This window comes from uncultured Treponema sp. (genome assembly GCF_934725225.1).
Taxonomy (GTDB): domain Bacteria; phylum Spirochaetota; class Spirochaetia; order Treponematales; family Treponemataceae; genus Treponema_D.
In genome coordinates this window covers 29,120-53,835 of the sequence record NZ_CAKVAM010000001.1, presented here as the reverse complement: position 1 = coordinate 53,835, position 24,716 = coordinate 29,120, and the positions used below count along the sequence as shown (strand labels likewise).

21 protein-coding genes are annotated in these 24,716 nt (G+C 40.1%); 11 read left to right on the top strand and 10 right to left on the bottom strand.

The window, feature by feature from the left end; all coding sequences use genetic code 11:
• Nucleotides 1-5 precede the first annotated feature (5 nt).
• Nucleotides 6-848 (top strand): histidinol-phosphatase, encoded by an 843-nt coding sequence (locus Q0H92_RS00280; protein ID WP_296010356.1) that lies wholly within the window; start codon nt 6-8, stop codon nt 846-848.
• On the opposite strand, the gene Q0H92_RS00275 is transcribed toward Q0H92_RS00280, so the two are convergent.
• Complete coding sequence (locus Q0H92_RS00275) at nt 845-1,201, bottom strand: TraR/DksA family transcriptional regulator (protein ID WP_013702529.1); 357 nt, start codon at nt 1,199-1,201, stop codon at nt 845-847. The two genes, Q0H92_RS00280 and Q0H92_RS00275, sit on opposite strands and share 4 nt — an antisense overlap.
• A 122-nt stretch (nt 1,202-1,323) precedes the next feature.
• Between Q0H92_RS00275 and infA the strand changes: the two genes are divergently transcribed.
• The gene (gene infA, locus Q0H92_RS00270) at nt 1,324-1,545 is read left to right on the top strand and encodes a translation initiation factor IF-1 (RefSeq protein ID WP_013702528.1); all 222 of its coding nucleotides are present in this window, start codon (nt 1,324-1,326) and stop codon (nt 1,543-1,545) included.
• Between the two features lie 120 nt (nt 1,546-1,665).
• Here the strand turns inward: infA and ppk1 are convergent, their stop codons facing one another.
• From ppk1 to Q0H92_RS00250, 4 genes are all read right to left on the bottom strand, one after another.
• Entirely contained in the window at nt 1,666-3,795 is a 2,130-nt protein-coding gene (ppk1, locus tag Q0H92_RS00265) for a polyphosphate kinase 1 (protein WP_296010354.1), read from the bottom strand.
• A 3-nt stretch (nt 3,796-3,798) separates the two neighbouring features.
• On the bottom strand, nt 3,799-5,337 hold the full coding sequence (locus Q0H92_RS00260; protein WP_295795480.1) for an HD domain-containing protein: 1,539 nt from the start codon (nt 5,335-5,337) through the stop codon (nt 3,799-3,801).
• 127 nt (nt 5,338-5,464) lie between these two features.
• The gene (locus tag Q0H92_RS00255) at nt 5,465-6,895 is read right to left on the bottom strand and encodes a trehalase family glycosidase (protein ID WP_296010352.1); all 1,431 of its coding nucleotides are present in this window, start codon (nt 6,893-6,895) and stop codon (nt 5,465-5,467) included.
• 213 nt (nt 6,896-7,108) lie between these two features.
• Nucleotides 7,109-9,004 carry a hypothetical protein gene (locus Q0H92_RS00250; RefSeq protein WP_296010350.1) on the bottom strand — a complete coding sequence of 632 codons (1,896 nt, stop codon included), beginning with the start codon at nt 9,002-9,004 and terminating at the stop codon, nt 7,109-7,111.
• 63 nt (nt 9,005-9,067) lie between these two features.
• Here Q0H92_RS00250 and Q0H92_RS00245 point away from each other — a divergent pair, with 63 nt between their 5' ends.
• The 4 genes from Q0H92_RS00245 to Q0H92_RS00230 are packed head-to-tail and all read left to right on the top strand — an operon-like array spanning nt 9,068 to nt 13,031.
• Nucleotides 9,068-10,528: a tetratricopeptide repeat protein gene (locus Q0H92_RS00245; protein ID WP_296010348.1), complete on the top strand. Its 1,461-nt coding sequence runs from the start codon at nt 9,068-9,070 to the stop codon at nt 10,526-10,528.
• Between the two features lie 6 nt (nt 10,529-10,534).
• Nucleotides 10,535-11,722 (top strand): TraB/GumN family protein, encoded by a 1,188-nt coding sequence (locus Q0H92_RS00240; protein ID WP_295795474.1) that lies wholly within the window; start codon nt 10,535-10,537, stop codon nt 11,720-11,722.
• Between the two features lie 6 nt (nt 11,723-11,728).
• Nucleotides 11,729-12,451 (top strand): SAM-dependent methyltransferase, encoded by a 723-nt coding sequence (locus tag Q0H92_RS00235; RefSeq protein ID WP_296010345.1) that lies wholly within the window; start codon nt 11,729-11,731, stop codon nt 12,449-12,451.
• A gap of 4 nt (nt 12,452-12,455) precedes the next feature.
• On the top strand, nt 12,456-13,031 hold the full coding sequence (locus Q0H92_RS00230) for a shikimate kinase (protein ID WP_296010341.1): 576 nt from the start codon (nt 12,456-12,458) through the stop codon (nt 13,029-13,031).
• Here Q0H92_RS00230 and Q0H92_RS00225 read toward each other — a convergent pair.
• The 5 genes from Q0H92_RS00225 to Q0H92_RS00205 all read right to left on the bottom strand — a co-directional run bounded on the left by Q0H92_RS00225 (nt 13,028) and on the right by Q0H92_RS00205 (nt 19,431).
• Nucleotides 13,028-13,573, bottom strand: coding sequence for a peptidylprolyl isomerase (locus Q0H92_RS00225; RefSeq protein ID WP_296010338.1), 546 nt, complete (start codon nt 13,571-13,573; stop codon nt 13,028-13,030). The two genes, Q0H92_RS00230 and Q0H92_RS00225, sit on opposite strands and share 4 nt — an antisense overlap.
• Before the next feature lie 3 nt (nt 13,574-13,576).
• Nucleotides 13,577-13,813 (bottom strand): NifU family protein, encoded by a 237-nt coding sequence (locus Q0H92_RS00220; RefSeq protein ID WP_273353452.1) that lies wholly within the window; start codon nt 13,811-13,813, stop codon nt 13,577-13,579.
• A 74-nt stretch (nt 13,814-13,887) separates the two neighbouring features.
• A complete protein-coding gene (locus tag Q0H92_RS00215; protein ID WP_296010334.1) occupies nt 13,888-15,618 on the bottom strand; it encodes a cation:proton antiporter in 1,731 nt (576 codons plus the stop codon).
• Between the two features lie 75 nt (nt 15,619-15,693).
• Nucleotides 15,694-17,730, bottom strand: a complete 2,037-nt coding sequence (locus tag Q0H92_RS00210; protein ID WP_296010332.1) for a transglycosylase SLT domain-containing protein — start codon at nt 17,728-17,730, stop codon at nt 15,694-15,696.
• Nucleotides 17,731-17,760: 30 nt separating this feature from the next.
• Nucleotides 17,761-19,431 (bottom strand): Hsp70 family protein, encoded by a 1,671-nt coding sequence (locus Q0H92_RS00205; protein WP_296010329.1) that lies wholly within the window; start codon nt 19,429-19,431, stop codon nt 17,761-17,763.
• Between the two features lie 207 nt (nt 19,432-19,638).
• On the opposite strand from Q0H92_RS00205, the gene Q0H92_RS00200 reads away from it, so the two are divergent.
• The 5 genes from Q0H92_RS00200 (at nt 19,639) to Q0H92_RS00180 (ending at nt 24,480) form a co-directional block, all read left to right on the top strand.
• Nucleotides 19,639-20,079, top strand: a complete 441-nt coding sequence (locus Q0H92_RS00200; RefSeq protein ID WP_296010326.1) for a hypothetical protein — start codon at nt 19,639-19,641, stop codon at nt 20,077-20,079.
• A gap of 161 nt (nt 20,080-20,240) precedes the next feature.
• Nucleotides 20,241-22,067, top strand: coding sequence for an indolepyruvate ferredoxin oxidoreductase subunit alpha (iorA, locus tag Q0H92_RS00195; RefSeq protein WP_296010323.1), 1,827 nt, complete (start codon nt 20,241-20,243; stop codon nt 22,065-22,067).
• 11 nt (nt 22,068-22,078) lie between these two features.
• Nucleotides 22,079-22,663 carry an indolepyruvate oxidoreductase subunit beta gene (locus tag Q0H92_RS00190; RefSeq protein WP_296010320.1) on the top strand — a complete coding sequence of 195 codons (585 nt, stop codon included), beginning with the start codon at nt 22,079-22,081 and terminating at the stop codon, nt 22,661-22,663.
• Complete coding sequence (locus Q0H92_RS00185; RefSeq protein WP_296010317.1) at nt 22,660-23,901, top strand: phenylacetate--CoA ligase; 1,242 nt, start codon at nt 22,660-22,662, stop codon at nt 23,899-23,901. Before Q0H92_RS00190 ends, Q0H92_RS00185 begins: the two co-directional genes overlap by 4 nt.
• Nucleotides 23,902-23,976: 75 nt before the next feature.
• Nucleotides 23,977-24,480, top strand: coding sequence for a YchJ family protein (locus Q0H92_RS00180; protein ID WP_296010314.1), 504 nt, complete (start codon nt 23,977-23,979; stop codon nt 24,478-24,480).
• The last annotated feature ends 236 nt before the right edge of the window (nt 24,481-24,716 follow it).

Below are 24,716 nucleotides of genomic sequence, written 5' to 3'. Positions count from 1 at the left end.
ATTTTATGATAAAGTCGAATTTTCACACGCACTCAACTTTTTGCGACGGAAAAAACACTCCCGAAGAAATGGTTGAAGCCGCAATCGAAAAAAAAATAGACATTTTGGGATTTTCAAGCCATTCGATGTATCCGTTTTCAAGCGACTGGCACATTCCGTCCAATTCTCACGAAGAATATATAAAAGAAATTTTGCGCCTTAAGGAAAAGTATTCCGGCAAAATAAAAATTTACGCAGGCTTTGAGGCGGACTATATCGCTGGAGTTTGCAGCCCAGATTTTAAGAACTATGAAAAATTTAATCCCGACTTTCTGATTGGCTCTGTGCATTTTGTTCCCGGAAAAAAAGGATTTTTTGAAGCTGACGGAAACCAAGATTCAGTTTGTGAAAAAATAAAAGAATGTTTTGGCGGAAACGTTAAAAAAGCTGTTCAGGAATATTTTTCTTTAGAACGCGAAATGCTTGGAAAGTCTTCATTTACATTTCTTGGCCATGCGGATTTGATTAGAAAGCAAAATTTGGGCGGAAGAAATCTTTTTGACGAAAATTCGCAGTGGTATAAAAATGAGCTTAAGGAAGTTGCAAAAGCGGCGGCAAAGGCTGGAGTTTGCGTTGAAGTGAATACCGGCGGAATTTTAAGAAGCGGAATGGAACTTCCGTATCCATCGCCATATTTTTTGTCGCTTTTAAAAGAACGGAACATTTCTGTTACAATAACTTCTGACGCGCATTCTGCTTCTGGAATTGACTGGTGGTTTGATGAGGCTGTTGAGTACATAAAAAAATCCGGCTACACAGAACTTTCGTACTATGAAGACGGATCTTTAAAAAGTCAAAAAATTTGCTAGCGGTTTTTGCGCTCTTCTTTTGCCTGGCATTCTACGCAAAGAACTGCATAAGGAAGAGCTTCAAGACGGGCTTCTGGAATTTGTTTTCCGCATGACAAGCACTGTCCGTAAGTTTCCTGCCGGATTCTGTCCAATGCTCTGTCAATCATTGTGAGCCTGCGCTGGTCAGCTTCTCCGAGCGAATTAAGAAGAGTTCTGTCAATCGTGTCGGATGCAATATCTACGTCATCGCCGGATTCCAATGTGTCAACAAGCTTTGTGAGCTGCTCGTTGCGTCCTGCAAGCGAATCAAGGATTTCATTTCTTTCTGCGATTAACTTTTTTTTCTGTTTATCTACAAATTCTTTTTTCATTTGAGCCTTCCCCTGTAAAACTGCCTTTGATTTCAATGTTTGATGTTGACAGTCTTAAATGTTTTGTTCATAATAGTATACGAATATTTTGTCAAAAAGGCAAACATTTTTTTGGAGGAATTGTGGCTAGTAAAGACGAGGCTATAGAAGTTGAAGGAATTGTAAAAGAAGCATTGCCTAACACAATGTTCCGTGTTGAATTAAAAAATGGCCATATTATTTTGGGACATCTTAGCGGAAAAATGCGCAAGCACTATATCCGTATTGTTCCTGGCGACAGTGTAAAAGTGGAACTTTCGCCTTATGATTTGAACCGCGGCCGTATTATTTTCCGCGAAAGATAAAAATAAGTTTGTTTAAAATGCAAAAGGCTGTCCAAAAAATGGGCAGCTTTTTTTATGCAGCAATAGATTCCCGCAACAAGTGCGGGAATGACAGAATTTCAGTTTAAAGCGATATTTTTTTCATTTACGGCGTACAGTAAATTCTGCGCGCGGCGTATTCTTTTTTATATCAGCTTTTTTCTTGTATTTTTTATAAAGAACTTCCTGAACACGAACTGCCTGCTCATTTTTTTCTGGAGAAAGTTGTTTCCAAAGTCCTGTCTTTTGCAAAATGTGGCTGTGCGTGTTGTCTTGGAAATACAAAAACAAAATTTCTTTAACTGTTTTAAAAACTTTTTTGTCAGAAATTGGGAACATGAGTTCAATTCGCTTGTCAAGGTTTCTTTCCATCCAGTCCGCGCTGCTTAAATAAATTTCTTCAGAGCCGCCGTTCTGGAAATAAAAAATTCTTGAATGTTCAAGGTATCTGTCCACGATGCTTACAACTTTTATGTTTTCGCTCATGCCTTTTACTCCGGGAACTAATGTGCAGATTCCGCGGATGTTGAGTTCTATTTTTACGCCTGCATTGCTTGCCTTGTAAAGCGCTTCGATTATCTGCGGATGGCAAAGGCTGTTCATTTTTGCAACAATGTGTCCCGGAGTTTCTTTTGTGCTTTGCTGAATTTCCCGCTCGATAAGTTCAAGAAGCCGGCTTTTTAAAGTTACTGGCGCCATGTAAAGATGATGCATTGTCTGAAGCGCGCTGTATCCTGAAATTACATTGAAGAACAAAGTTGCGTCGTTTACAAGCTCGTGGTTTGTTGTAAAAACTGACAAATCTTGATAAAGTTTTGCGGTTTTTGGATTGTAGTTTCCAGTTCCTATGTGCGCATAACGCCGGATTCCATCGCTTTCGCGTCTTACAACAAGGCAGATTTTTGCGTGGACTTTTAAATTTACAATTCCGTAGACAACAATTGCGCCTGCTTTTTCAAGTTCTTCTGCCCAGGAAATATTTCGTTTTTCATCAAAGCGAGCTTTCAATTCAACGAAAACCGTAACTTGCTTTCCGTTTTGCGCGGCTTCTTTTAACGCTTTTACAATCGGGCTGTTGCTTCCTGTTCTGTACAAGGTCATTTTTATTGCAAGAACCTGCTCGTCGTGCGCCGCCTGATGTATGAAATTCACAACTGGCTCATAGCTTTCGTAAGGAACATTTAAAAGAATGTCCTGTTGCCTGAAAACGTTCCAGTAAGTTCCTTCTTCCGGAAGTGAATTCGGAAAGAAATGCTCCCATTCAGGATAAATGTATTTTTCCGCGCCTTCAATGTTAAAAAGCTCGTCCAAAGATGAAGGGTCAAGAATTCCGCAGGCTTCGTAAACATCTTCATTTGAAAGCTTAAGTTGTTGTTTTAAAAATTTCAAAAGTTTTTCGCTTGCAAAATCGTAAGTCATTCTTACAGCGAACGAGGACTGGCGTTTTTCAAGAACTTCTTCCATCGCCTGAATAAAATGTTCCCCGGAATCTTCGTTTACTGCAAAATCCGCGTCCCGTGCTATTTTAAAAAGCATTGTTTCCTGAACTTTGTAGCCCGGAAAAAGTTTTGTTCCGTAAAGCCGGATTATGTCGTCAATCAGCGCAAACTGTTTTGTTCCTCCAGAAGACGGAAGCCACACAATTCTGTTTATTGCCGACGGAATTTGAACCAGCGCAACAATATCTGATTCCTGCGAAGTTGAAAGCGCATTTTTGATTTTTCTAACGCCTTCCATTGGCTCAAGAAGAAATGCCGCGGTCAGGCAAAGCGCGCCAACATGAGGAAAAACATCTGTGTCAGTTCTTAATGGCGTTAAAAGCGGAAAAATTTCATGCTTGAAAAGATTTTCTGCAAATGCTTCCTGCGCCTGCGTGTAGTTTTTTGAAGGAACGTAAACAAAGCCTTCATTTGCAAGAGACGGCAAGACATCGTTCATAAGCGTTGAATATTGCAGTTTTATAAGCGCGCGTGTTTTTTCTGAAATTTTTTTAAGCACAGCGGAATCAGTCAGTCCGCTTGAATCAGCAAAGTTTTTTCCTTGGGAATTTTGAAGGCGGCGTTTTATGCTTGCGACTCTTACTTGAAAAAATTCATCAAAGTTGCTTTCTGTAATTGCAAGGAATCGAAGCCGTTCCAAAAGCGGAACTTCTTTTCTTAATGATTCATTTAGAACTCTTGCATTGAATTCAATCCAGCTTAATTCTCTGTTAAAAAATTTTGTCTTTGCCATAAGCTATACCAATACTATTTTGTAGCCAAAAATATTTTCAAACAAGTCGCCTTTTTCTGAAACGGCAAGTTTTTCCAAGGAAAGGTTGTTGTGTCCTTTTGTTCTGAACGTAATGCTGTCTTTTGCAAAAGAAATGTTGAAGTTGTACAAATGCTGTTTATGCGTTCTGTCCAATGCGTCTGCTACACGTAGAATTGCGCTTAGCTTTAAAACGGTCATTCTTCTGCTTCTAGACAAAAGCCTGAACTCTTCATCTTCCTGCGGCATTTTGCTTCCGCGGTGAAAACTTATTATCTGCGCAACAATTGATTTGTCATCTCGGTTCAGTCCGAAAATTTCGCTGTTGTTTACAATATATTTTCCGTGGATATTGTGATCTTCCGCCCTGATAAACATTCCAACGTCGTGAAGAATCGCGCTTATTTCAAGAAGAACGCGGACGTGTGAATCAAAGCCAAGTTCTTTTTGGAGCGCATCGTAAATTTGAAGGCTGGTTTTGCGTACGTATTCAGCATGGTTTTCGTCGCCCTGATATTTTTTTAAAATCGCTCTTGCCCCCGCCAAAATTTGCTGAGTAAAGTCATTTTGAATTTCAGGATTTGAAAGCTGATTCCGGCTTAAAAGAATTCCTTCGCGGATTGAAGTATCTGGAACAATAAATTTTGTTACATTTGTAAGCTGAATGAAAAGTTTGTAGGCAACCAAGGAAATTTGAAATGTCTGAGCTTCATTGTAGCTCATTTTGAATTTTGCGATGCATTCTTCGGGCGTGTAATGCTGAACTTCATCCACGAAATTTTCAAATGCGCCGCGCTCAACTTCCCACAAAAACGGCGAAATCGGCTTTCCGACAAAAAGCGAAACAATTTTCATGTCGTTGCCAAGAACAATAAACTGCTGGATTTTGTCCAAATTTATTTCTGCGTTCAGCGTATTTTTTGTGTTGCGTATAAATTCTGAAATGAATCTTCTAGCATCGTCGAGGTTTCCCATCATGGAATGAATCATCTGCTCAATGATTACAGTTCCAAGCCTCATGCTGTGCGCTCCGATGATTCTGCCTTTTTCCATGAGCATCATTTCTGTTGCGCCGCCTGAAATGTCAAGGAAAATCGAATCGTTTTGCCGGATTGCAACGCTTCCTTCTTTTATACATTCGCTTACGGCAAGATACATGAGTCTGTTTTCTTCAATTCCGTCGATTACGTGGACAATAAAACCTGTTTTTACTTTTATGCGGTCAACGAATGGATCTCTGTTTTCTGCCTCGCGGACTGCGCTTGTGGCAATTACAATTGTTTCTTCCCGGCTGATTCCCCAGGCTGCCAACTGCTCTGCGTAGCGTTCAAGAATATGAAGGCAGATTAAAAGAGTTTCGCGGCTTATTGAGCGTGTGGTAAAAACATCGCGTCCCAAATTTACAGGCTGATCGCTTCGGTCGAGAATATTAAATTTTTTCTGCGATTGGACTTCAACTGGTTCAGCAACAAGAAGCCTTATTCCTGTTGAGCCAATCTCAATTACAGCTTGAGGTGTGTTCATTTAAAAATTACCTTATTCCATTAATTTTTAGAAACGCTTTGATTTGTGTTAATTTGCTGTTAAATTCAGCGTTTTCCAAAAACTATTTTGCATTTTTTAGCTCTAAAAACATTCAGGGCGGAATTTGTTACAGCTTGTCGATAAGCATTGAGCATTTTCCGCTTGGAATAGGAAGCGTTTTTTTCTTTTGATCCAAAATATTGATTGTAAAATAGTAGAGTTTTTCGCTTTCCATCTGAATTTCCCAGCCACGTTTGCTTTTGTTGCTGAGAATTGTAATAAGATTCCGCTTTAATGAAAGCTTTTCAATTCCCATGATTTCAAGGTTCGGAATAATCCAGTCTACAGTTTTTCTTGGAAGGCTTATGTTCAGGCCGATTACGTTTTCAATCATGAGCGCAACTGTTGAAAGTCCGGTAAAATGCAAAAAACGTTTGCGTGGAAAATCTTTTTCGCTTCGGCAAGTTGCAGGACCTTCTTGGCACGGAAGATAAGCTTCGTACAAGTCGCCTTTCCGCTTTGAATCCGCAGGGCTTAATGCTTCGAGAATATAATACAAGTGCCGGATTGAACATTCGCGTGCAAATGCGTAACGCTGGTATTTTTCAAGTCCCTTTATAACCATGAAGTTGAACGGCGCCAAAACAGAGCCTTTGAATCCTTCGCCGTTTTCCTTGAAGTCCGGGCTGTCCGCGCTTAAAGTAGGAAACGGATGGTCTGTGCCGAACGTTTTTGGATTGCTTAAATGCGCAATGAGGGTGTCTGCTCTGTCTGCATTCGGAAGCTCCGCAAGCAACGGCCAGAATCCGGCTATAGTTTTTTGCGAAAGACGCTGCTCGTTTTTGTCCAAATCGTAGTAAAAACCGCTTTCCACATCCCACATGAGGCTGTTTATTCTGGTTTTTAAGCTGAAATACATTTTTTTATACTGAAAGCTCAAATCCTTGTCATTCAGAATGTCGCCAAGAGCTGACATGTGCGCCATATTGATTGCCATGCAGCAGTTGAAATCAACCGGATAAAATGCGCCTTTCCGCGGAGAATTGAACATTGTTGAGCATTCATGCGGAACTGAATAAAGTCCGTTTTGCTGCTTGAAAGTTCTGTCAATCCATTCCATGTATTTTTGCAGCACCGGCATTACTTCTTTTATGCGGCGTTTGTTTGCGCTTTTGTGATACAAATTGAATTCAGCCCAGGCAAAAAGCGGAAGTCCAATTCCCTCTGGATTTTTTTTGTCGATAATAGGGCTGTTTGTTGCTGCGTCATATTTCCATCTGATTGCTCCGTTTTCTTCTTGACGCGCGTAAAAATAATCTATGTTTTTGCTTGCCGGATAATTTCTATTTGAGTAAACAAGGAAAAATGATGAAAAAATTGTTTCAAGCTGATCTAATATATATTTTCCATTTACAGGATAAACAAAAAGTCCTTCGCTGTCTTGCTCGCCTGTTTCTGTGTTAATCCAATATTCAGAAAGCCAGTTCCAAGTTTTATCATAAATATCTACAAAATCCTGATCGTAAAAGTGGATTTTTGGGAAATCACGTTTGTTCACAATTGCTCCTGCTGCTTTTTTTCAAAAGTTGATGTAACGGCATTTTGAGTAATTATAGCACATATTTCTTTAAAATGACAAAAAATAGTGAAAAAATTTGTTTTTTTTCGCTTTGATTTCAAGCCGGGAAAAATAAGATTGCCGTGTCGAACATAGCAACGGCTTGACATTTTTTTGTTGTTCCTGCGCTTGTTGCGAGAATCTTTTTAATTTTTACTGTTCTTCAAAAGCTGAATTTGTCGTGGCGTTTTCAGAATTTGAAATTTCCGCTGGAGTTTCTTCTGCGGAAACTGAATTTTGCGCTTGTGGCTCTGCTTTTTTAGGCTCTGGTGCTGGCGGTTTTGGCAGTTGCGGAACTTTTGACAAATCTGCGGTTGTCTCAAAAGTTCTCGGTCCATCATAGAAAAGCCTTATAAGCTCCATTTTTGACTTATGGCGCGATTTTATAAACAGCGAGCGTGAAGAATTCTGGTAAACATAGCCGGATGAATTGTAAGTTTCAAAGCGCGGATCAGTTCTGAACATTTGGCTCTGGATTTCAATTTTTCCGTGGAAATTAGGAATTCCGTTCAGCATAATGTAATGCGTCAAAGACAACGGGAAATCTATAAAAATATTTGCTGTGTTTGCCGGTTCCTGCGTGTAAAAAATCGATTTTGCGCAAGTCCAAGCCCAAACGCAAGTGCTTCCGTACCAGCCAAGAATTTCTGTGTGCGGATAAAAATAATTATTTCTTACTATAATAGGATAAATGTTTGCGATTGTCCTTATGCTTGTGTCCGTTCCAGAAAGGCTTGAATAAATCATCAGGTTTCCGGCTTGAGCCAGAATTTTATTTCCTTGCAAATTTCCAAGTTTTTGCAAAGCGTCTCCAGTAAAAACCGTTTCGTAAATGTCCATTGAATTTTCCGCGTCTTTTTGAACTTTTAGAATTCCGTTTTCAATTTTGCAGTTTTCCTGAATGGAATTTACGCAAGTTTCTATTACGGCTTCAAGCGGCTGAACAAGCGCGGAATCTTTGCTTTTTAAATTCGTGTAGACGCTTATAATTCCGGCTGCCTGAAACGGCGAAAATCCGGTTGCCTTTGAAACAGTTTCTATGAGATTTTTTATTGCTGAAGATTTTTTTTCACGCAAAATGTAATCGGAAATTCCTTCAACTGTGAAAACTTCCGCCGAATTTGACTGCACAAGCGACGCATATTTTTCAGTTTGAACTGAAAGGCTTCGGCTCATTGAAACAAGATTGTCAAAATATGGAGACGAAATGTAAGTGCGCTTGTTTCCTTTTTTGAACGAATCTGGAATTGAATCGATTGCCTGATTGTATTTTCCTTGTGAAGCGAGTTCCGCAACGTAAGCCGTGATGTCTGTTTCCGAAAGCGAGTCGATTTTTGCCTGCGCCAATACGGACTGAATTTTTTCAACAAGGCTGTAGCGGATTTTTGTTGTAAGTTCTTTGATTTCGTTGTCGCTAGTTCCTTTAAGGCCGGCAACAAGATCAAATGTGAATTTTTTTGTGGGATTGTAATGCGAATATTGCGCCGCGGAATCTGTTTTTGTAAACGCGATTTTTTCCGCGCTGAATCCGTGCGATGTAAAACTGAAAATTCCGTCTTTTGAAGTTACAAGAATATTTGCCGGCGAAACATTTTCCGTGCTGTAAGTTTGCGCAATTTTATATGGAAGAAAAATTTCCGTGCAGTTTTTAGGCGGAATTGCAAGAATTGAAAGCGCAGTTGAATTTTCTTCATCCTGAATTTGCCGGAACATTATGTGCGCGCCGCCTGTAAACGAAAATTCCACGGAATCAGCTAACTCTTCATAGGATTCAAGAAAAAGCGGCTTTAAATTTCCGCTGGAATCTTTTGCAGTTACTGGATTTTTGTCATCCGCTGAAAACGTAATGCCTTTAAAAGATACTTTTATCTGATTTTTTAAACTTGTCCCGTTGTTTTCCGTTTGAATCTGGGAAATTGAAAAATTCAAGTCTCCCAAAGATTTTGAAAATACAGAGTTGGACTTAAATTGAATAACAAAAATGCCGACAATAATAGTTGAATAAAGGAGTGTAAGTCCAAAAAACTTTCTTACAGGATGTTTACGCATAACTTTGCTATTTTATATTTAAAAATTGTAAAAGGCAATAAGCATTCTGGAATATGAGGAATTATGAAAAGTTCGGTAAAAACTACGTTGACGGAGCTTTTGGCTGCGGTTGTTCTTGTTGTGGCGGTTGCTGTTATTTTGAGCATGGGGCTTTCTTCTTGCGCTTCAACTGAAAAAACTGTAGAGCCGGCTCAAACTGCTGAAACTGAAAAGAAATCAGAGACAAAGAAAAAAGCTGAATATTCCAAAACTGATTTTATGGAAGATTTGAAGTCTGTTTTGAACAAAGACGGACCAGAAGCGGCTCTTTCCCTTTATGAAACTAAGCTTCCGGCAAAATATGCGGACGATTTTGATTTGCTTTTTTTAAAGGCTGCGATAAATGTGAGCGCGGAAAATCTTGATGAAGCGCAGGCTCTTTGCAATGAGCTTTCACAGCGCGATCCGCAGAATGATGACGTTGCTTCCCTTGCGGTTACAATTGCAAAAATGAAAGGCGACACTGCCGAGCGCACAAAACAAATCAATTCGCTTTTGGCAAAAGACAAGCTGAATTCCGCGGCGAATGTGGAGCTTGGCGAAGATATGTTTTTAAAGAAAAACTACAAGCAGGCAAAAATTTATTATAAAAGAGCTTTACTTCGCGAGCCAGAAAATATTGATGCTTTGCGCGGAGCCGGACAATGCGACTACTATCTTGAAAATGATGACGAGGCTGAAAAGACTTTCAAAAAAATTCTTGAGATTGACCCGAAAAACACTCAGTCTTTTTTGTATTTAGGAAAACTTGCCTACGCCGCAAATGAATACAAAATCGCTTCTGACTATGCAAAACAGGCGCTCGATACAGACTCTGAAAACTATGAATGCAACCTGGATTACGGAATGTACGAGCGTTATCTTGGGCATTACAAGAATGCGGAAGCTGCCTGGACAAAGGCAATCGAAATTGAGCCGGATTATTTTTTAGCTTACGCATACCGGGCAGGGCTTTATGACGAGCAGGACATTTTTGCAAAGGCGATGGAAGATTACAAAAAAGTCATTGAGCTGAATCCAAATTATTATTTTGCTTACGAAAGCCTTGGAATTCTTGCCCTTCATGAAGAAAACTGGACAACTGCGCGTGAAGCTTTTATGAAATGCTATGATTCCAACAAGAATAATATTTCTTATCCGCTGATGATTACTTACTGTTATTACAAGGAAGGCAACGGAACTGAAGCAAAAAATTTCAGCAATCAGGTTCTTAGAAAAATGGACAGAAACACAATCGAATATTCTATGCTCCGGGTTTTCCATGACAGGGCGGGCGAGCGTCCTTTGCCGCAGAGAATTTCCGCAATGACAAACAGAAATTTGCAGGGAAAAATGTACTATTATCTTGCGCTTTTTTATGATATGTTTGGTGGAACAGAACTTGCCAATGAATATTACGCAAAGGTTGTCAGCATGAACAGCCCGATGTTTTTTGAATTTCGTTTGGCAGAATGGAGAACAAAAGGAAAAGTTCCTTTAAAATAATTTTTTATGGAAGAAAACAAGTCAACACAAAAAATCCTTGAACTTAATGGAAGAAAATTTATTCTCATTGGAACAGCGCACGTTTCAAAAGCCAGCATTTCGGAAGTTGAAAATGCAATTGAAGAACAGAAGCCGGATTCTGTTGCAATCGAGCTTGATGAAAACCGCTTGAAAAATATGGAGGATAAAGAGTCCTGGAAAAAAATGGACATAATTGAAATCCTCAAGAAAAAGCAGGGATTCCTTTTGCTTGCGAACATTGTCCTTTCAGCGTATCAAAAACGAATGGGAGAAGATGCCGGAATAAAGCCCGGAGACGAAATGGCGGCGGCAATTAAAAAAGCCAAGGAGCTTGGAATTCCGCAGATAATGGTTGACCGCCCTGTAACAGTTACGTTGCGCCGTGCCTGGGCAAAAAATTCTTTCATGGGAAAATGCAAGCTGCTTTCGTTGCTTATTGCCACTGCTTTTTCCAAGGAAGAAGTTTCGGAAACTGAAATTGAAAATTTAAAGCAGTCCAGCGAAATGGATACAATGATGCAGGAGCTTTCGGCTTATCTTCCGGCTGTAAAAGAAGTTCTGATTGACGAGCGCGATTTTTACCTTGCTTCAAAAATTTGGTCTTGTCCGCAAAAAAATATTCTTGCAGTTTTGGGAGCAGGTCATTTGCCGGGAGTTTCTTCTCATCTTGAAAAAATTGCATCTGGAAAAGAAATTCCTGATGTGAGCGCAATTGAAAAAGTTCCAGAAAAATCAGCTGGAGCAAAAGTTGCTTCTTGGATAATTCCGATTTTGATTCTGGGACTTATAGTTGCTGGCTTTGTTGTTGGCGGAATTGAAAAAGGCGCGGACTTGATTGGAAGCTGGGTTTTGTGGAATGGAATTCTTGCGGCTATTGGTGCGGCTGTTGCGGGCGGACACATTCTTGCAATTTTAGTTTCTGCTGTTGGCGCGCCGTTCACTTCGCTTTGTCCGTTTATTGGAATTGGATTTGTTTCTGGAATTGTTCAGGCTCTTGTAAAAAAGCCGGCAGTTGAAGATATGGAAAATTTGCAGGCTGATGCTTCGAGCGTGAAAGGTTTTTATAAAAATAGAATTCTTCGCGTTCTGCTTGTTTTCTTTTTGTCTTCAATTGGAAGCAGCATTGGAACTTTTATTGGCGGCGCAAGTTTTATTTCAATTTTTACACGGTGATTTGCAATGGAAAAAATTGAGCCTGCGCTTTATCTTATTCCTGTAACTTTGGGCGAAACTGAATATCAAAAAGTTCTGCCTGAATATAACAAAAAAATTATCCGCGGAATAAAAAATTTCATTGTTGAAAACCGACGTTCCGCAATCCGATTTTTAAAGCTTGCTGATTCATCGATTGACATTGATTCGCTGGAATTTCTTGAGCTTAACGAACATTCAGACCTTGCAAAAATTTCAAATTATCTTGATCCGCTTTTGAAGAAAAAACTTCCGATGGGAATTATTTCAGAAGCTGGTTGTCCTGCTGTTGCCGACCCCGGAGCTGCTATTGTTGAAATGGCGCAGAAAAAAAATTTAAAAGTTGTTCCGCTTTCCGGACCGTCTTCGATGATTATGGCTGTGATGGCAAGCGGACTGAACGGCCAGAGTTTTGCATTTAACGGCTATCTTCCTGTTAAGCCGAATGAACGCGCCGCAAAAATAAGGCAACTTGAAAATCGCGCTTGGAACGAAAAACAGACTCAGCTTTTTATAGAAGCTCCGTACAGAAATTTAAAAATGCTGGAATCGATTTTGAATTCGTGCCGGAATGAAACCCGAGTTTGTGTTGTCGCAGGTCTTACAACTGAACAGGAATTTATCAGGACGCTTTCTGTGGCTGAATGGAAAAAATCAAATGAGCCGCCTATAAATAAAGTTCCAGCAATTTTTTTAATTTACCGGGGATGAAAAATTGAGCATAATTTTAATGGGCATTAAGCACTGCGGAAAATCAACGCAAGGACGCATAATAAGCAAAAAACTTTCAGTGCCGTTTTTTGACACGGACGATGTGATTTTTGAAATGACAGGAAAAACTCCGCGGCAGATTTATACAGAATTTGGAAATGAAGGTTTTCAGGAAGCTGAAGAAAAGGCCTGCTCATTTTTGCAGGAAAAAATAAATTCTTCCGCTGAAAAAAATGCAGTTATAGCGACTGGCGGCGGAATCTGCACAAATAAAAAAGCTCTTGATGTTTTAAAAAAAATCGGAACTTTTGTTTTTTTAAAGACTCCAGAAAGAATTGCAAGCTTCCGTGTTTTGCGGGAAATTTCTGTTGCTCAAGACGGAACGCTTTTGAATGTTCCTGCTTTTATTGCAAAAAAAAATCCACGTTCAATAGCCGATGCAAAAAAAATTTTCCATGACTTTTTTATTGAACGTGAACTTATTTATGAACAGCTGGCCGATGTTGTTATTGATATGTCCGGCTCTTCAAAAGAAGCGAACGCTAGAAAAATAATCGAAACTGTTTCTTCTAAAGTTTAGTTTTCGCAGCCGCAATTTCCACCGCAGTTGCCGCAGCCTCCGTCAGAACATTCGCCTCCACAGCCGCCACCGCAATTTCCGCCGCAGCCACAAGATGGTGGATTCAGTTCTTCTTCTGTAGCATTGCGCACGTCTGCAATTTCAACTTCAAAATGAAGCCGTGTTCCTGCAAGCTCGTGGTTTGCGTCAACTGTTATTTTGTTGTCGCTGATTTTTGTAACGCGCACAATTTGCGGGCCAGAAGCAGTCATCGCCTGAAAAGCCATTCCGACTTCAATAGGAACTCCATCTTCAAAATTTGAGCGGTCAACATCTGTAACAAGTTCTTTTCTATATTCTCCGTAGCCGTCTTTCGGTTCAAGAATTACGCTGAATTTGTCTCCGGGATTTTTTCCTGCTAACTGCTCTTCCAGCTTAGGCAAAAGGTAGCCGCGTCCATGAACATAATCCAAAGTTTTTTCAGTGGAAGAATCGAGAACTGCTCCTTCATCATTTTTCAATACATAATGGATAGAAACATATTTGTCGTTTTCAACTGTCATTGCTTAATCCTGTACAACTTCGGAAATTTCGGGGCAGGTTTCTTTTAAGTAGCGTTCGATTCCCATTTTAAGAGTCATTGTTGCCATAGGACATGAGCCGCAAGCCCCGGTGAGTTTTAGATGAACTTTATTTTCATCATCGATATTTATAAATTCCATGTCGCCGCCATCTGCGTTAAGCTGCGGTCGGAATGCTTCCAAAGTTTCTTTTACTTTTGCAATGAGAGCTTCGTCTGCCATTTCTACCTCTAAAATTTTATTTTTCTAAAGATACAAAATTTGGCAGATTTATGCAATGATTCACTTTTTTGATTTTATGCCATGTTTTCAAGTTTACGGTTTATTTCAAGGATTCTTGTGTGAAGATAATGGTCAACGGCGAATTTTTCCATAATGCCAAGAGGCTTTCCATCGTTGTCTACAATCGGAAGTGATTCCGTGTCTGCATCGCTGAATTTTTTATAAACATCAGGAAGCGAATCTTCAGGGCTGCAAGTGCAAGCAGGCTTGTCCATGATGTCAACGGCAAGAAGTGTGTCCGCAAACTCTCCAATCATAAGCGTTTCTTTTAAATGCTCAAGCGTGATTATGCCTGAAAGTTTTCCAGATTCAGTTGAAGCGACTGCAAATGACTGGTTGTGGTGAGTTTCAAAATTTTTAAGTATATGGCAGATTTTTTCTGTTTCATTGACAATTGCGTGGCTTTCGGCGCAGCAAATTTTTTCACTTCCCCAATTAACATCTTTTACTTTTGAAGATTTTAAAATGTCGTCTTCTGTTATGGCAAGACCAACTTCGCCTGCTTTTGTAACGCCATGTTTTACGCAGACCGGGCCAATCAGCTGAACAATAAAAGTTGTCGCCGTGATTATCAATATAATAGAAGGACCGATTGAATTTTCAAAGTCGTTGCTGGCTGCAATGCTGAGTCCGATTGCAACACCGGCCTGGCTTAAAAGACACCATGGCAGAAAATCGTGGACTGTCTGCGGAGCTTTTGTTATTTTTGCGCCAAGACGTGCGCCTATGGATTTTCCTAAAGTCCTTCCTGCGACATAGATAATCGCGAGAATTCCCAAGACTGGAGTAACAACCCAAATATTCAGTTTTGCGCCAACAAGCACAAAGAATAAAACATAAATTGGCGGCGTGAATTTTTCAACAAGGCTGAATATCGGGCGTGTTTTTGCAGGTGCGAAATTCACCATAAAAAATCCAAGAGACATTGCGGCAAGAATATTGTCAAGCCCTAAAATTGTGCAGACTCCTGTTGAAAGAAAAAGTCCTCCAAGTCCGAATGAAAGAACTCTGCCTTCATCTTTCATAAGATTTTTTACAACAAAAGTTACAAGCGCGCCAAAAATGCTTCCGGCTATAATAGAACCAAAAATATCTTTTGCAATGTTCAGCATTTGCATTCCGAATGACTGACCTTGTCCGCCAAGCAAAGGTGAAACAACCGTAGATGCGACTGCGTACAAAATCAGCGCGACTGCGTCATCCATTGCGACAATTCCAAGAATTGTTGTTGTTAAAGGTCCGCGCGTTCTGTATTCTTTTAAAACATCAGTTGTTGCCGCCGGAGCTGTTGCGGAACATATTGCTCCAAGAATCAGTCCAAAGGAAATTGCGATTTTTAAATCTTTCATAAAAATGTATGCAATCAAAGTGACAAAAAATCCTACGACAAAAAATGGAGTTACAGATTCGCCGATTAAAATTCCAATGAACTGCTTGCCGTATTTTTTTATTACATCGATTTTTAGTTCTGCGCCGATTAAAAATCCTATCAAAGAAAGCGCGATTGTGTTTATTGGATTCAGTGCGATTATTGTTTCAATCCGCAGAATTTGAAAGCCGGAAGAGCCGATTAAAATTCCGATTACAATATATCCTACGACTTGCGGAATTTTCAGCTTTTGAAAAATGCGTCCGCCGAGCGCGCCAAAGAACATGATGATTCCGAGCAAAAGAACAAACTGTGTTCCCTGCAAATGTGAAAAATGAAAAGCCTGCGGCAGAACTTGTGCAAACGGGTCAGTCATAATTTTGTCTCCGTTTATAAAATTAAAAAGAATAAAAAGTTTTAGAATTTTCTAAAAGCGAAATGTATTCTAGTTTCATTTCATAATTTCTTCAACAACTTGCGATGTGCTTAGTCCGTAATAAAGATAGCCGTACATCGCCGCTGCGGAAACAACTTTGCGTCCGTATTCTCTCGTTTCAGAAAATGGAATCGCCTCTAAAAATAAATCCTTTGGCAAGGCTGAAGTTCCGAATTCAAGGTTCGCGCTTTTTACCCAGGAACGCACTCTTGAAATTCCGCCGTTGTAAGAAAAAATTGCAAGGATAGAAGAGCCGTCAAGTCTGCGTCTAAGTTCTTCAAGATAAAATGAGCCGAACCTTATATTTGTCGCGCTGTCCATTAAATCGAATTGCGCAACTTTTAATTTTCGTGCGACATCTGCGGCAGTTCCTTCCATGAGCTGCGTAAGACCTTTTGCGCCCGCGTTGCTTTTTGCATTCGGATTAAAAAAACTTTCGCTTCTGATTAATCCGTAAAGAAGATATTCTGGCTGCGAAAAATCCTGACAAGACTTTTGAACGCTCTCTTTAAAATACTGCGGAAATGAAAGTTCCAGAAGTTTTTTTTGAAATGGCTTGTCTTTTGAAAACAACCTTCGGGAAGCAATGCGGATGCTTTCTTGTTCTTTTCCGCACTGGCTTAAAAACTCTGCAATTTTTTCCGCGCATTCCATTCCGATTTTTTCTTGAAGCTTTTGGTATTCAGGATAAATAAATTCTTTAAGTCCGAAGTCCGCATAGCCAAGCAAAAGTTTTTCAGCTTGTGAATCCGACTGAATTTCCTTTTTGTTTCCCACTGAAAAAATAATTTCTTCTGCTTTTGTTTTGTCCAGCTTCAAATTTTTTATCGCAAGAAATCTGTAGTATAAATCGCTTCCGCTTTGAAGTGCCTGCGAAAAAAGCCGTTGTTCTTCTTCTGATTTTTCTTTTGAAGGCTTGATGAAATTTTCCTGAATGAGCCGGGCGGAAATATATGAATATTTTGCAGAAATTTCCGGGCTTGCTTTTCCGTAAATTAAATCTGCGGTTTTAAAAAAATCGTTCCAAGCATGAAGCGAAAGAAGCCGCACAGAAAGCGTTTCAAAAAAATCATCAAAGTAAGAAGGATTTTTCCATTCGTTTTTATATTGAGCAATTGCATCGATTGTTCTTGGAACTGAAATTTTTAAAAGGCAATTCAAATAATACCAAAGCGCGTTGTCAAAATTTCCGTCTGACAAAGATTCTTGCATTGCAAAAACAAACCGGTTTAAGGCTCTTGTTTTGTAGGAATCTGCCTTGTCGTAAAGCCGTCCTGAATAAAAGTCTGCGTAAAATTTGCAGTCGTCCGGCAAATTCTTTTTTATGGAATCAAGGTAAAGCGCGTTTGAAAAAAAATTGTTTGAGCCGTACAAAAATGCTTTTCCTGAATCGCTTAGAATTTGCGGCAAAAGAAATTTTTTGTTTTCAAGAATTGACTTTGCATTTGAATATGCGGCGACATAATTTTTTGTAAAAACATCGGCACGTAGCTGGATAACTTTTGATTCTTCCGTTTCTTCGGATTTGAATGTTTCGCAAAAAAGCTTGTAATGCAAATCAGAAAATGTTCTTGATACGCACCACTCAAAAAATTCTTTGCTGAATCTTGAGTCGTTTTTTTTCTGCATTGAAGAAAGTCTGTAGTATGCGGTTTCATTCAGGCAGTTTTTTAAATCAATTTTTTCTGTGAGCCGGATTACTCTTGCATATTCTTTGTTCTTAAAAAATTCTTTTGCGGCTGCAAGTTTTGTTTCTTCATCTGGAAATTTTTTGTATAAACTGTAACTTCTATTTATGCGTTCCTGAACGTTTCCAAGCTGCGAAAGTTTTTCCATTGAACGTCTTGCAATTAAAGGAGACGCTTTTTTTTCAGCTTGCTTTAAAAGATGTTCCGCCTGACGCTCGTTTCCGTTTTCAAGAGAAAGAAGCGCCATAAAATATGCGGAATCCTGTCCATACTTTTTTTGCAGAGAATTATTTTGTGCGCATCCAAATCCTGTAAAGCTCACCAAGACAATCAGGCAGGAAATAAATACACGGATTTTTTTCATCAATAATATAAAAAACTAAATGCCAAAAAATTACTCCGCCGGAATAAGAATCCAGTGCCCGGAAATAATGTGGTCAGGATTTTTTATGCCGTTGTAATTTGCAATCCGCTTGTATTTCCACGGAGTTTTATAGTAGGCATTTGAAATGTCCCACAAAGTGTCTCCCCAGACAATTTTGTAGCGAATGTCTTCAATTGGTTCTGGAGCCGGTTCTGGCGGTTCTGGCACAACAGCTTCTGGAGTTTCTGCAATTACAATTTCATCTTCTTTCGCAGGAATTGGCTCTGGTTCAGGCGGAAGTTCTGAAATTTCTGTTTGCTGATTAATTTCTTCAGAAGGAAGATTCGTTACTTGCTCCTGCTCTGAAATTTTTTCAGTGTGTTTTCCAAAAATATTCAGCTTGGATGGAATTACAAAAAGCACAAGCAGTGCCGCAATCACGCAAATTATTGCGCAGACCACGCAGATTATTACAGGCGCTTTTGTTTTTCTTTTTATTTCGTCTTCCTCGCTGTATGAAGATGACGAGCCTTGCATTGTTTCTTTGTCATAAAGATTGCTGAACATATTTGTGTTTGGCTGAAATGTCGGATCTTTTGGCTGCTCTTCATTTTCTTGTGGAAATTCTGGTTCATCGTCAAATTCCGGCGGAAGAGAAAAGTCGCCATCAGAAAGCGGCTCGTCTGTTTTTTCATCTTCAAAATCTGGAAGTGAAAATTCTGTGTCATCAAAATCAGGCAGCTCGTTGTTTTCTTCTGAAACTTGAGTTTCATTTTCCGCTGATTCTGTCGGTTCTTCATCTTCAACTGATTCCGTGCTGTCAAAATCCGGAAGGTCGTTTATTTCTGTCTGGTTATCTGGAAGTTCAATTTCTGTGTGGTCTACGTCAATCACGTTGTCTTCTGAAGGAGCTTCTGAAATTTCCTGCTCTGGAATTTCTTGTTCTTCTGCTTCAATTGGCTCGTCCGTAAATTCTTCCTGAATGTCTGTGTCCGGCTCTTCAAAAACTTCTGTTTCAAAATTTTCCATTTCTTCAATTTCAGGATGAAGCTTTGTGCTGTCCGGCACAAAAGTTTTGTCGTCATCTTCATCAAGAAATGAATCCGCAGAAATTTCTTCATTTGCATCTGAAGGAAACTCTGGAAGATCCAAACTGTCCTTGCCAAAAATTTCTTCGTCCGCAGAAGATTCTGGTGAAGTTTGCGGCTTAGAATTATTCAGGTCATCAAAGTGAAAGTCGTCGTCATTTGTTTTTTTTGCCTGCTCTGCAACAAAATCTGCAAGTCCGGCATTTGCAAGATCGCTGTCAGAAATTGTAACTGGCGCATCTTCTTCCTGGGGAATTTTTTCTATCTGGTTTGCCTCTGAATGAGTGCGGGATGCGAGGGTAACTTGGATTTCGCTTTTCTTTCCAGTTTCAAGGTCACGGATTTCTGCGGAAAGCTCGTTGTTTTTGTCCACGTCGATTGCAAGGCACAAAGTCGGCTCTCCGTTTTGATGCGGATTCAAATTTGTAATTTCAAGTGTATCCACATATTCTGCGCCTTCGAGCGTTCCGGTTTCTGTTCTATATACGTCAACCTGAACTTTTGTCTGGTTGTCCATGACCGTTGTTAGGTCAATAGTTTTCTTTTCTGGATTTCCTTCTTCCAAAAGCGGATAGAAAGTTCCGTCTGCGAGTTTTATTCCAATAGACTTCATATTGCACCCTCTGAATAAAAAGATTCCCTTGTTCTGATTTTCGGAAAAAATAAAGCGGATGTTTAGGAAAAAAGTTTTGTTTAATGCCAATGAATAAGCAGAAAAAAATTAACAAAAATTTATAAAAGTACTTGACAAATCCCGGGGGGGGTACAATAGAGACTGCTGAATTTTTTCAGCGTAATCTATTTTTTAAGGAGTGAACTTATGAGAAAGTTTGCTAAAATTTCAGCTGTATTGGCAGCTATGGTTCTTGCGCTTGCATTTGTAGGCTGCAAAGATGACGATGATGATGACGATCCAAGCGTTATAACAACTTGGTATTGTACGGAAGAGGATGATGGTTCTGTTGTTACAGAAACTGTTTATTTCTATGATGACAGCACATTTAAGGTGGTTGAATCTTCTGAAGGTGTAAATATTACTTTTGCGACTGGAACTTATACTGGTGATACCACAAAAGATGGCAACGTTGTAATAACAATAAAGAAAGTTGTAAAAGGCATGCTTGAGGATTCAGAATCATTAGAACTTGTTGATGTTCCATCAGAATATGCTTCAGAATTTATTTGGAAAGCTACAATCAGTGGAAACACAATGACTACTGCTGATGGTGATGGAGAGCTTTCAGCTTGGCTTAAAAAATAGCTCTTTCTTCACTGAATAATTTTTAGGCTGTCAGTTCTTGAAATATGTTTCAAGCAATTGGCAGCCTTTTTTATCTTTAGAATTTTCTATTGTAAAAGCCGTATATTCGTGTTACTATAAAAAGATACATACACTTTTTAATCTTTTTGAGGTTTTTCGCAATGTCAAAGAAAATGATAATGGGAAACGAGGCGATTGCCTTGGGCGCGATTTGTGCCGGGGTAAATGTAATTTCCGGCTATCCGGGAACGCCTTCATCAGAGATAATAGAATTTGCGGCAAAATACATAAAGCAAACCGGCGCTTACATAGAATGGTCGGTCAACGAAAAAGCTGCTCTTGAAGTTGCGGCTGGAGCTTCGTATTGCGGCGCGCGCACTTTAGTCACAATGAAGCAGGTTGGACTGAATGTTGCCGGCGACCCTGCAATGTGTCTTTCCTACGTTGGCGTAAAAGGCGGAATGGTGATTGTAAGCGCAGACGATCCCGGGCCAATCAGCTCGCAGACGGAGCAGGACACAAGAATGTACGGTGCGTTTTCAAAGATTCCGGTTTTTGATCCAAGCTCGCCGGAAGAAGCCTTTGAGATGATTCAGCAGGCATTTGAATTTTCTGAAAGATACAATACGCCGGTATTGCTTCGTCCCACAACGAGAGTTGACCACGGATACGCAAGCATGGAAATCCCGGAGCTTCCAAAGGCAAAAAAAATTGAAGGATTTGAAAAGGACACAAGCCGCTGGGTAATTTTTCCGCGCACATCTTTTTTGAACCACAAGCGGATTTTTGAGCGCAACGAATTTATTCTTCCGTCTGAATTTTCAAAAAGCAAATTTAACTTTATAGAAAACAAAACGTCCAAAAGCAAAAAGGGAATCGTTGCAAGCGGCGTGAGCTATTGTTATGCGAAGGAAGCTTTGGAAATTCTTGGTGAAAAAAATATTCCGGTTTTAAAAATCGGAACGCCTTATCCGTTTCCTTCTGAGCTTGCAAAAAATTTTTTAGCGGACGCAGAAGAAGTTCTTGTAATTGAAGAGCTTGACCCGGTTATTGAAAATGAGCTTTTAAAGCTGTGCGGAAAAAATCATCTTGAAAATAAAATCCACGGAAAGCTCACAAAAGAAATTCCAGAAGCCGGAGAATATTCCGTGGAAATTGCAAAGCAGGCGATTGCAAAATTTCTTGGGCTTGAACTTTCAGAAAATAAAATTGAGCTTCCTCCTCTTCCTGTGCGCCCTCCGGTTTTGTGCGCCGGCTGTCCTCACCGTGCGAGTTTCTATGCGGTAAAGCAGGCGATGAAAGGCGAGAAGACAGTCTACTGCGGCGACATCGGGTGCTACACTTTGGGAAACGCCAAGCCGCTTGATATGTGCGACACTTGCCTTTGCATGGGCGCGGACATAACTATGGCGCAGGGATTTTTTCATGCGGAAAATGACAGGCACTGCTTTTCATTTATCGGCGACTCGACTTTCTTCGCTTCGGGAATCACTGGCGTTGTCAATGCGGTCTACAATCAGGCGCGTCAGACAATCTGCATTCTGGACAATTCCACAACTGCGATGACGGGACATCAGCCTCATCCTGGAACAGGCGTTACGATGATGGGCGAAATCACGGAAAAAATCAGCATCGAAAAAATTCTCAAGGCGGTCGGAGTTGAGCCAGTCGTTACGGTGAATCCGTTTGACTTAAAGGAAAGCATTGTGGCGATAAAGGAATGCGATTCGCACGAAGGAGTCAGCGCGGTTATTTTCAAGTCTCCGTGCATTGCACTTTTGCGTAAGGAAGAATTCAAGGAATTCAGAAAGCCCGCACTCTGCGTTGAAAATGAAAAATGCGTCGGCTGCAAAAAATGCATAAACGAAATCGGCTGTCCTGCGCTCGGCATGAACGGCAAAAAAGCCCGGATTGATTCTTCTCTCTGCACTGGCTGTTCATTGTGTTCGCAGATTTGCCCGGTGAACGCGATTGCTTCAAAAAATTAAAGGCGGAAAAAATGAGTGTGAATATTTTGATATGCGGAATCGGTGGACAGGGAACTGTTCTTGCCGCTAAACTTTTAGATCAGGCGGCTCTTCTTTGCGGACTTACGGTTCATTCTGCGGAAACAATCGGAATGGCTCAGCGCGGCGGTTCAGTCGTAAGCCACGTTAGAATCGGAGAAAACTGCTGGTCGCCCCTCATTCCGCTCGGTCAGGCGGACATGATTATTTCTTTTGAAATGACAGAAGCTGTAAGAAATATTCAGTATTTAAAACGCGGCGGAACAATTGTTGTGAATAAAAAAGTTACGTTGTCTTCAGCTTGCGCCGGAAAAGAAAATTCAACTGATGAAAATTCGCTTTTGGAATTTCTGAATAAAAATTGTAACTCTGTTTGCGTTGTTGATTCAGAAAAAATTTGTTGTGAGCTTGGCACTTCAAAAGTTGTAAACACAATTCTTTTGGGCGCGGCGGCTTCACGCGGAATAAACGGAATCAGCATAGAAAAAATAAAAGAAGCTTTAAGAACAACGGTAAAACCTGCGTTGGTTGACATTAACATAAAGGCACTGGAAAAAGGCTTTGGAGGAAAAATATGAAATTGAATGAAAAGCAGCTTGCTCAAGTTGACAAGCAGATTAAGCGTCTTATTGCAGGCGACAGTTACTACGGAAAAATTTTGAAAGAGAAAAAAATTACCGGCGTTTCAAGTCAGCAAGAATTTGAATCCCTTCCGTTTTCTAGCAAGGATGATTTGCGCAACGCATATCCGCTTGGAATTCAGGCTGTGCCGGATGAAGAAATTGTTAGAATTCATTCATCGTCAGGAACAACAGGAAAGCCAGTTATAATTCCGTACACTGCAAAAGATGTTGACGACTGGGCGATTATGTTTGCGCGCTGCTACGAAACTGCCGGAATCACAAAAAAAGACAGAATCCAGATTACGCCGGGCTACGGACTTTGGACAGCGGGAATCGGATTTCAGGCTGGATGCGAAAAACTTGGCGCAATGGCAATTCCGATGGGACCGGGCAACACAGAAAAACAGCTTCAGATGATGCAGGATTTAAAATCGACTGTAATCACGGCGACTTCTTCTTACGCTCTTTTGCTTGCGGAGGAAATTAACAAGCGCGGACTCAAAGACAAAATTTGTTTGAAGAAAGGGGTGTTCGGTTCTGAACGCTGGTCAAAAAAAATGCGCAAGTATATCAAAGACGAGCTTGGAATTGAGCTTTACGATATTTACGGACTTACAGAAATTTACGGACCGGGAATCGGAATCAACTGCGAAAAAGAAAGTGGTATTCATTATTGGGACGACTACATTTATATAGAAATAATTGATCCAAAAACTGGAAAAATTTTGCCGGACGGCGAAGAAGGCGAAATCGTAATTACAACTCTCGTAAAAGAAGGCGCACCGCTTTTAAGATTCAGAACGCACGACATTTCAAGAATCATTCCTGAAAAATGCAGCTGCGGAAGATGTTATCCAAGAATCGACATGATAAAGGGAAGAAGCGACGATATGTTTAAAGTTCACGGCGTAAATATGTTCCCGAGCCAAGTTGAAGAATTGCTGCAAAATGTTGACGGAGTTTCAAGCGAGTATTCAATTGCAATTGCGCACGATGACGAAATCAACAAGGACATTATGATTCTTACTGCGGAAGCCGAGGGCAGAGTGAACTTTGAAGAAACCGCAAAAAAAATCGGCGAGATGTTCAAGTCTAAAATCGGAGTAACTCCAAAAATTACAATTGTTCCGGTTGGCACTCTTCCACGCAGCGAAAAGAAAACAAAGCGCGTAACCGACTACCGCGACAACTGAAATAGAGTTTGCAACAAGTTGGATAAATTGGTAGAATAAAAAAATATTTACAAACAGAATTTTTTTGGAGAAACTATGAGCGATAAAAAAGATTTGTGTCCATGCGGTTCAGGAAAAGATTATGCTGAATGCTGCGAAAAAATTATAAAAGGCACAGAAAAAGCAAAAACTGCTGAAGCTCTTATGAGGGCGCGCTATACAGCTTATGTAAAGCATGAAATTGATTTTATTATCAACAGCTGCGAGAAAGGCGAAAAAATTGCAGAAATTGACCGCAAGGCAACTGAAGATTGGAGCAACAACAGCACTTGGCATGGCTTGAAAATTCTTCGCACAGAAAAAGGAACAGAAAACGACGATGAGGGCATTGTTGAATTTGAAGCTGAATACACTTCAAAAGGAATGCACGACATTCACCACGAAATCGGCGGCTTCAAAAAAGTAAACGGCGAATGGCTTTATAGCGAAGGCATGATGCGCCCAACAACAGTTGTAAGAGAAGGCAGAAAAATCGGCCGCAATGAACCATGCCCTTGTGGAAGCGGAAAAAAATATAAAAATTGCTGCGGCAAGAATTGACGCAGCAATTTTGTACAAGTTTGCGACCAAGGGGAGCAAGCACCAAACTGCGGCAAGAATTGATACAGTAGTTTTGTACAATAATTAATTGCAGATAAAAAAATAATATGGGACTGTTCAAAAAGTTTAAAACGTCATTGTCGTGCTTGATACTGCGATGTTTCTGAAAGAAACTCGGTTAACAATCTATAAATAATTATATATTTAGATTTTCGGATCAAGCCTGAAAATGACAC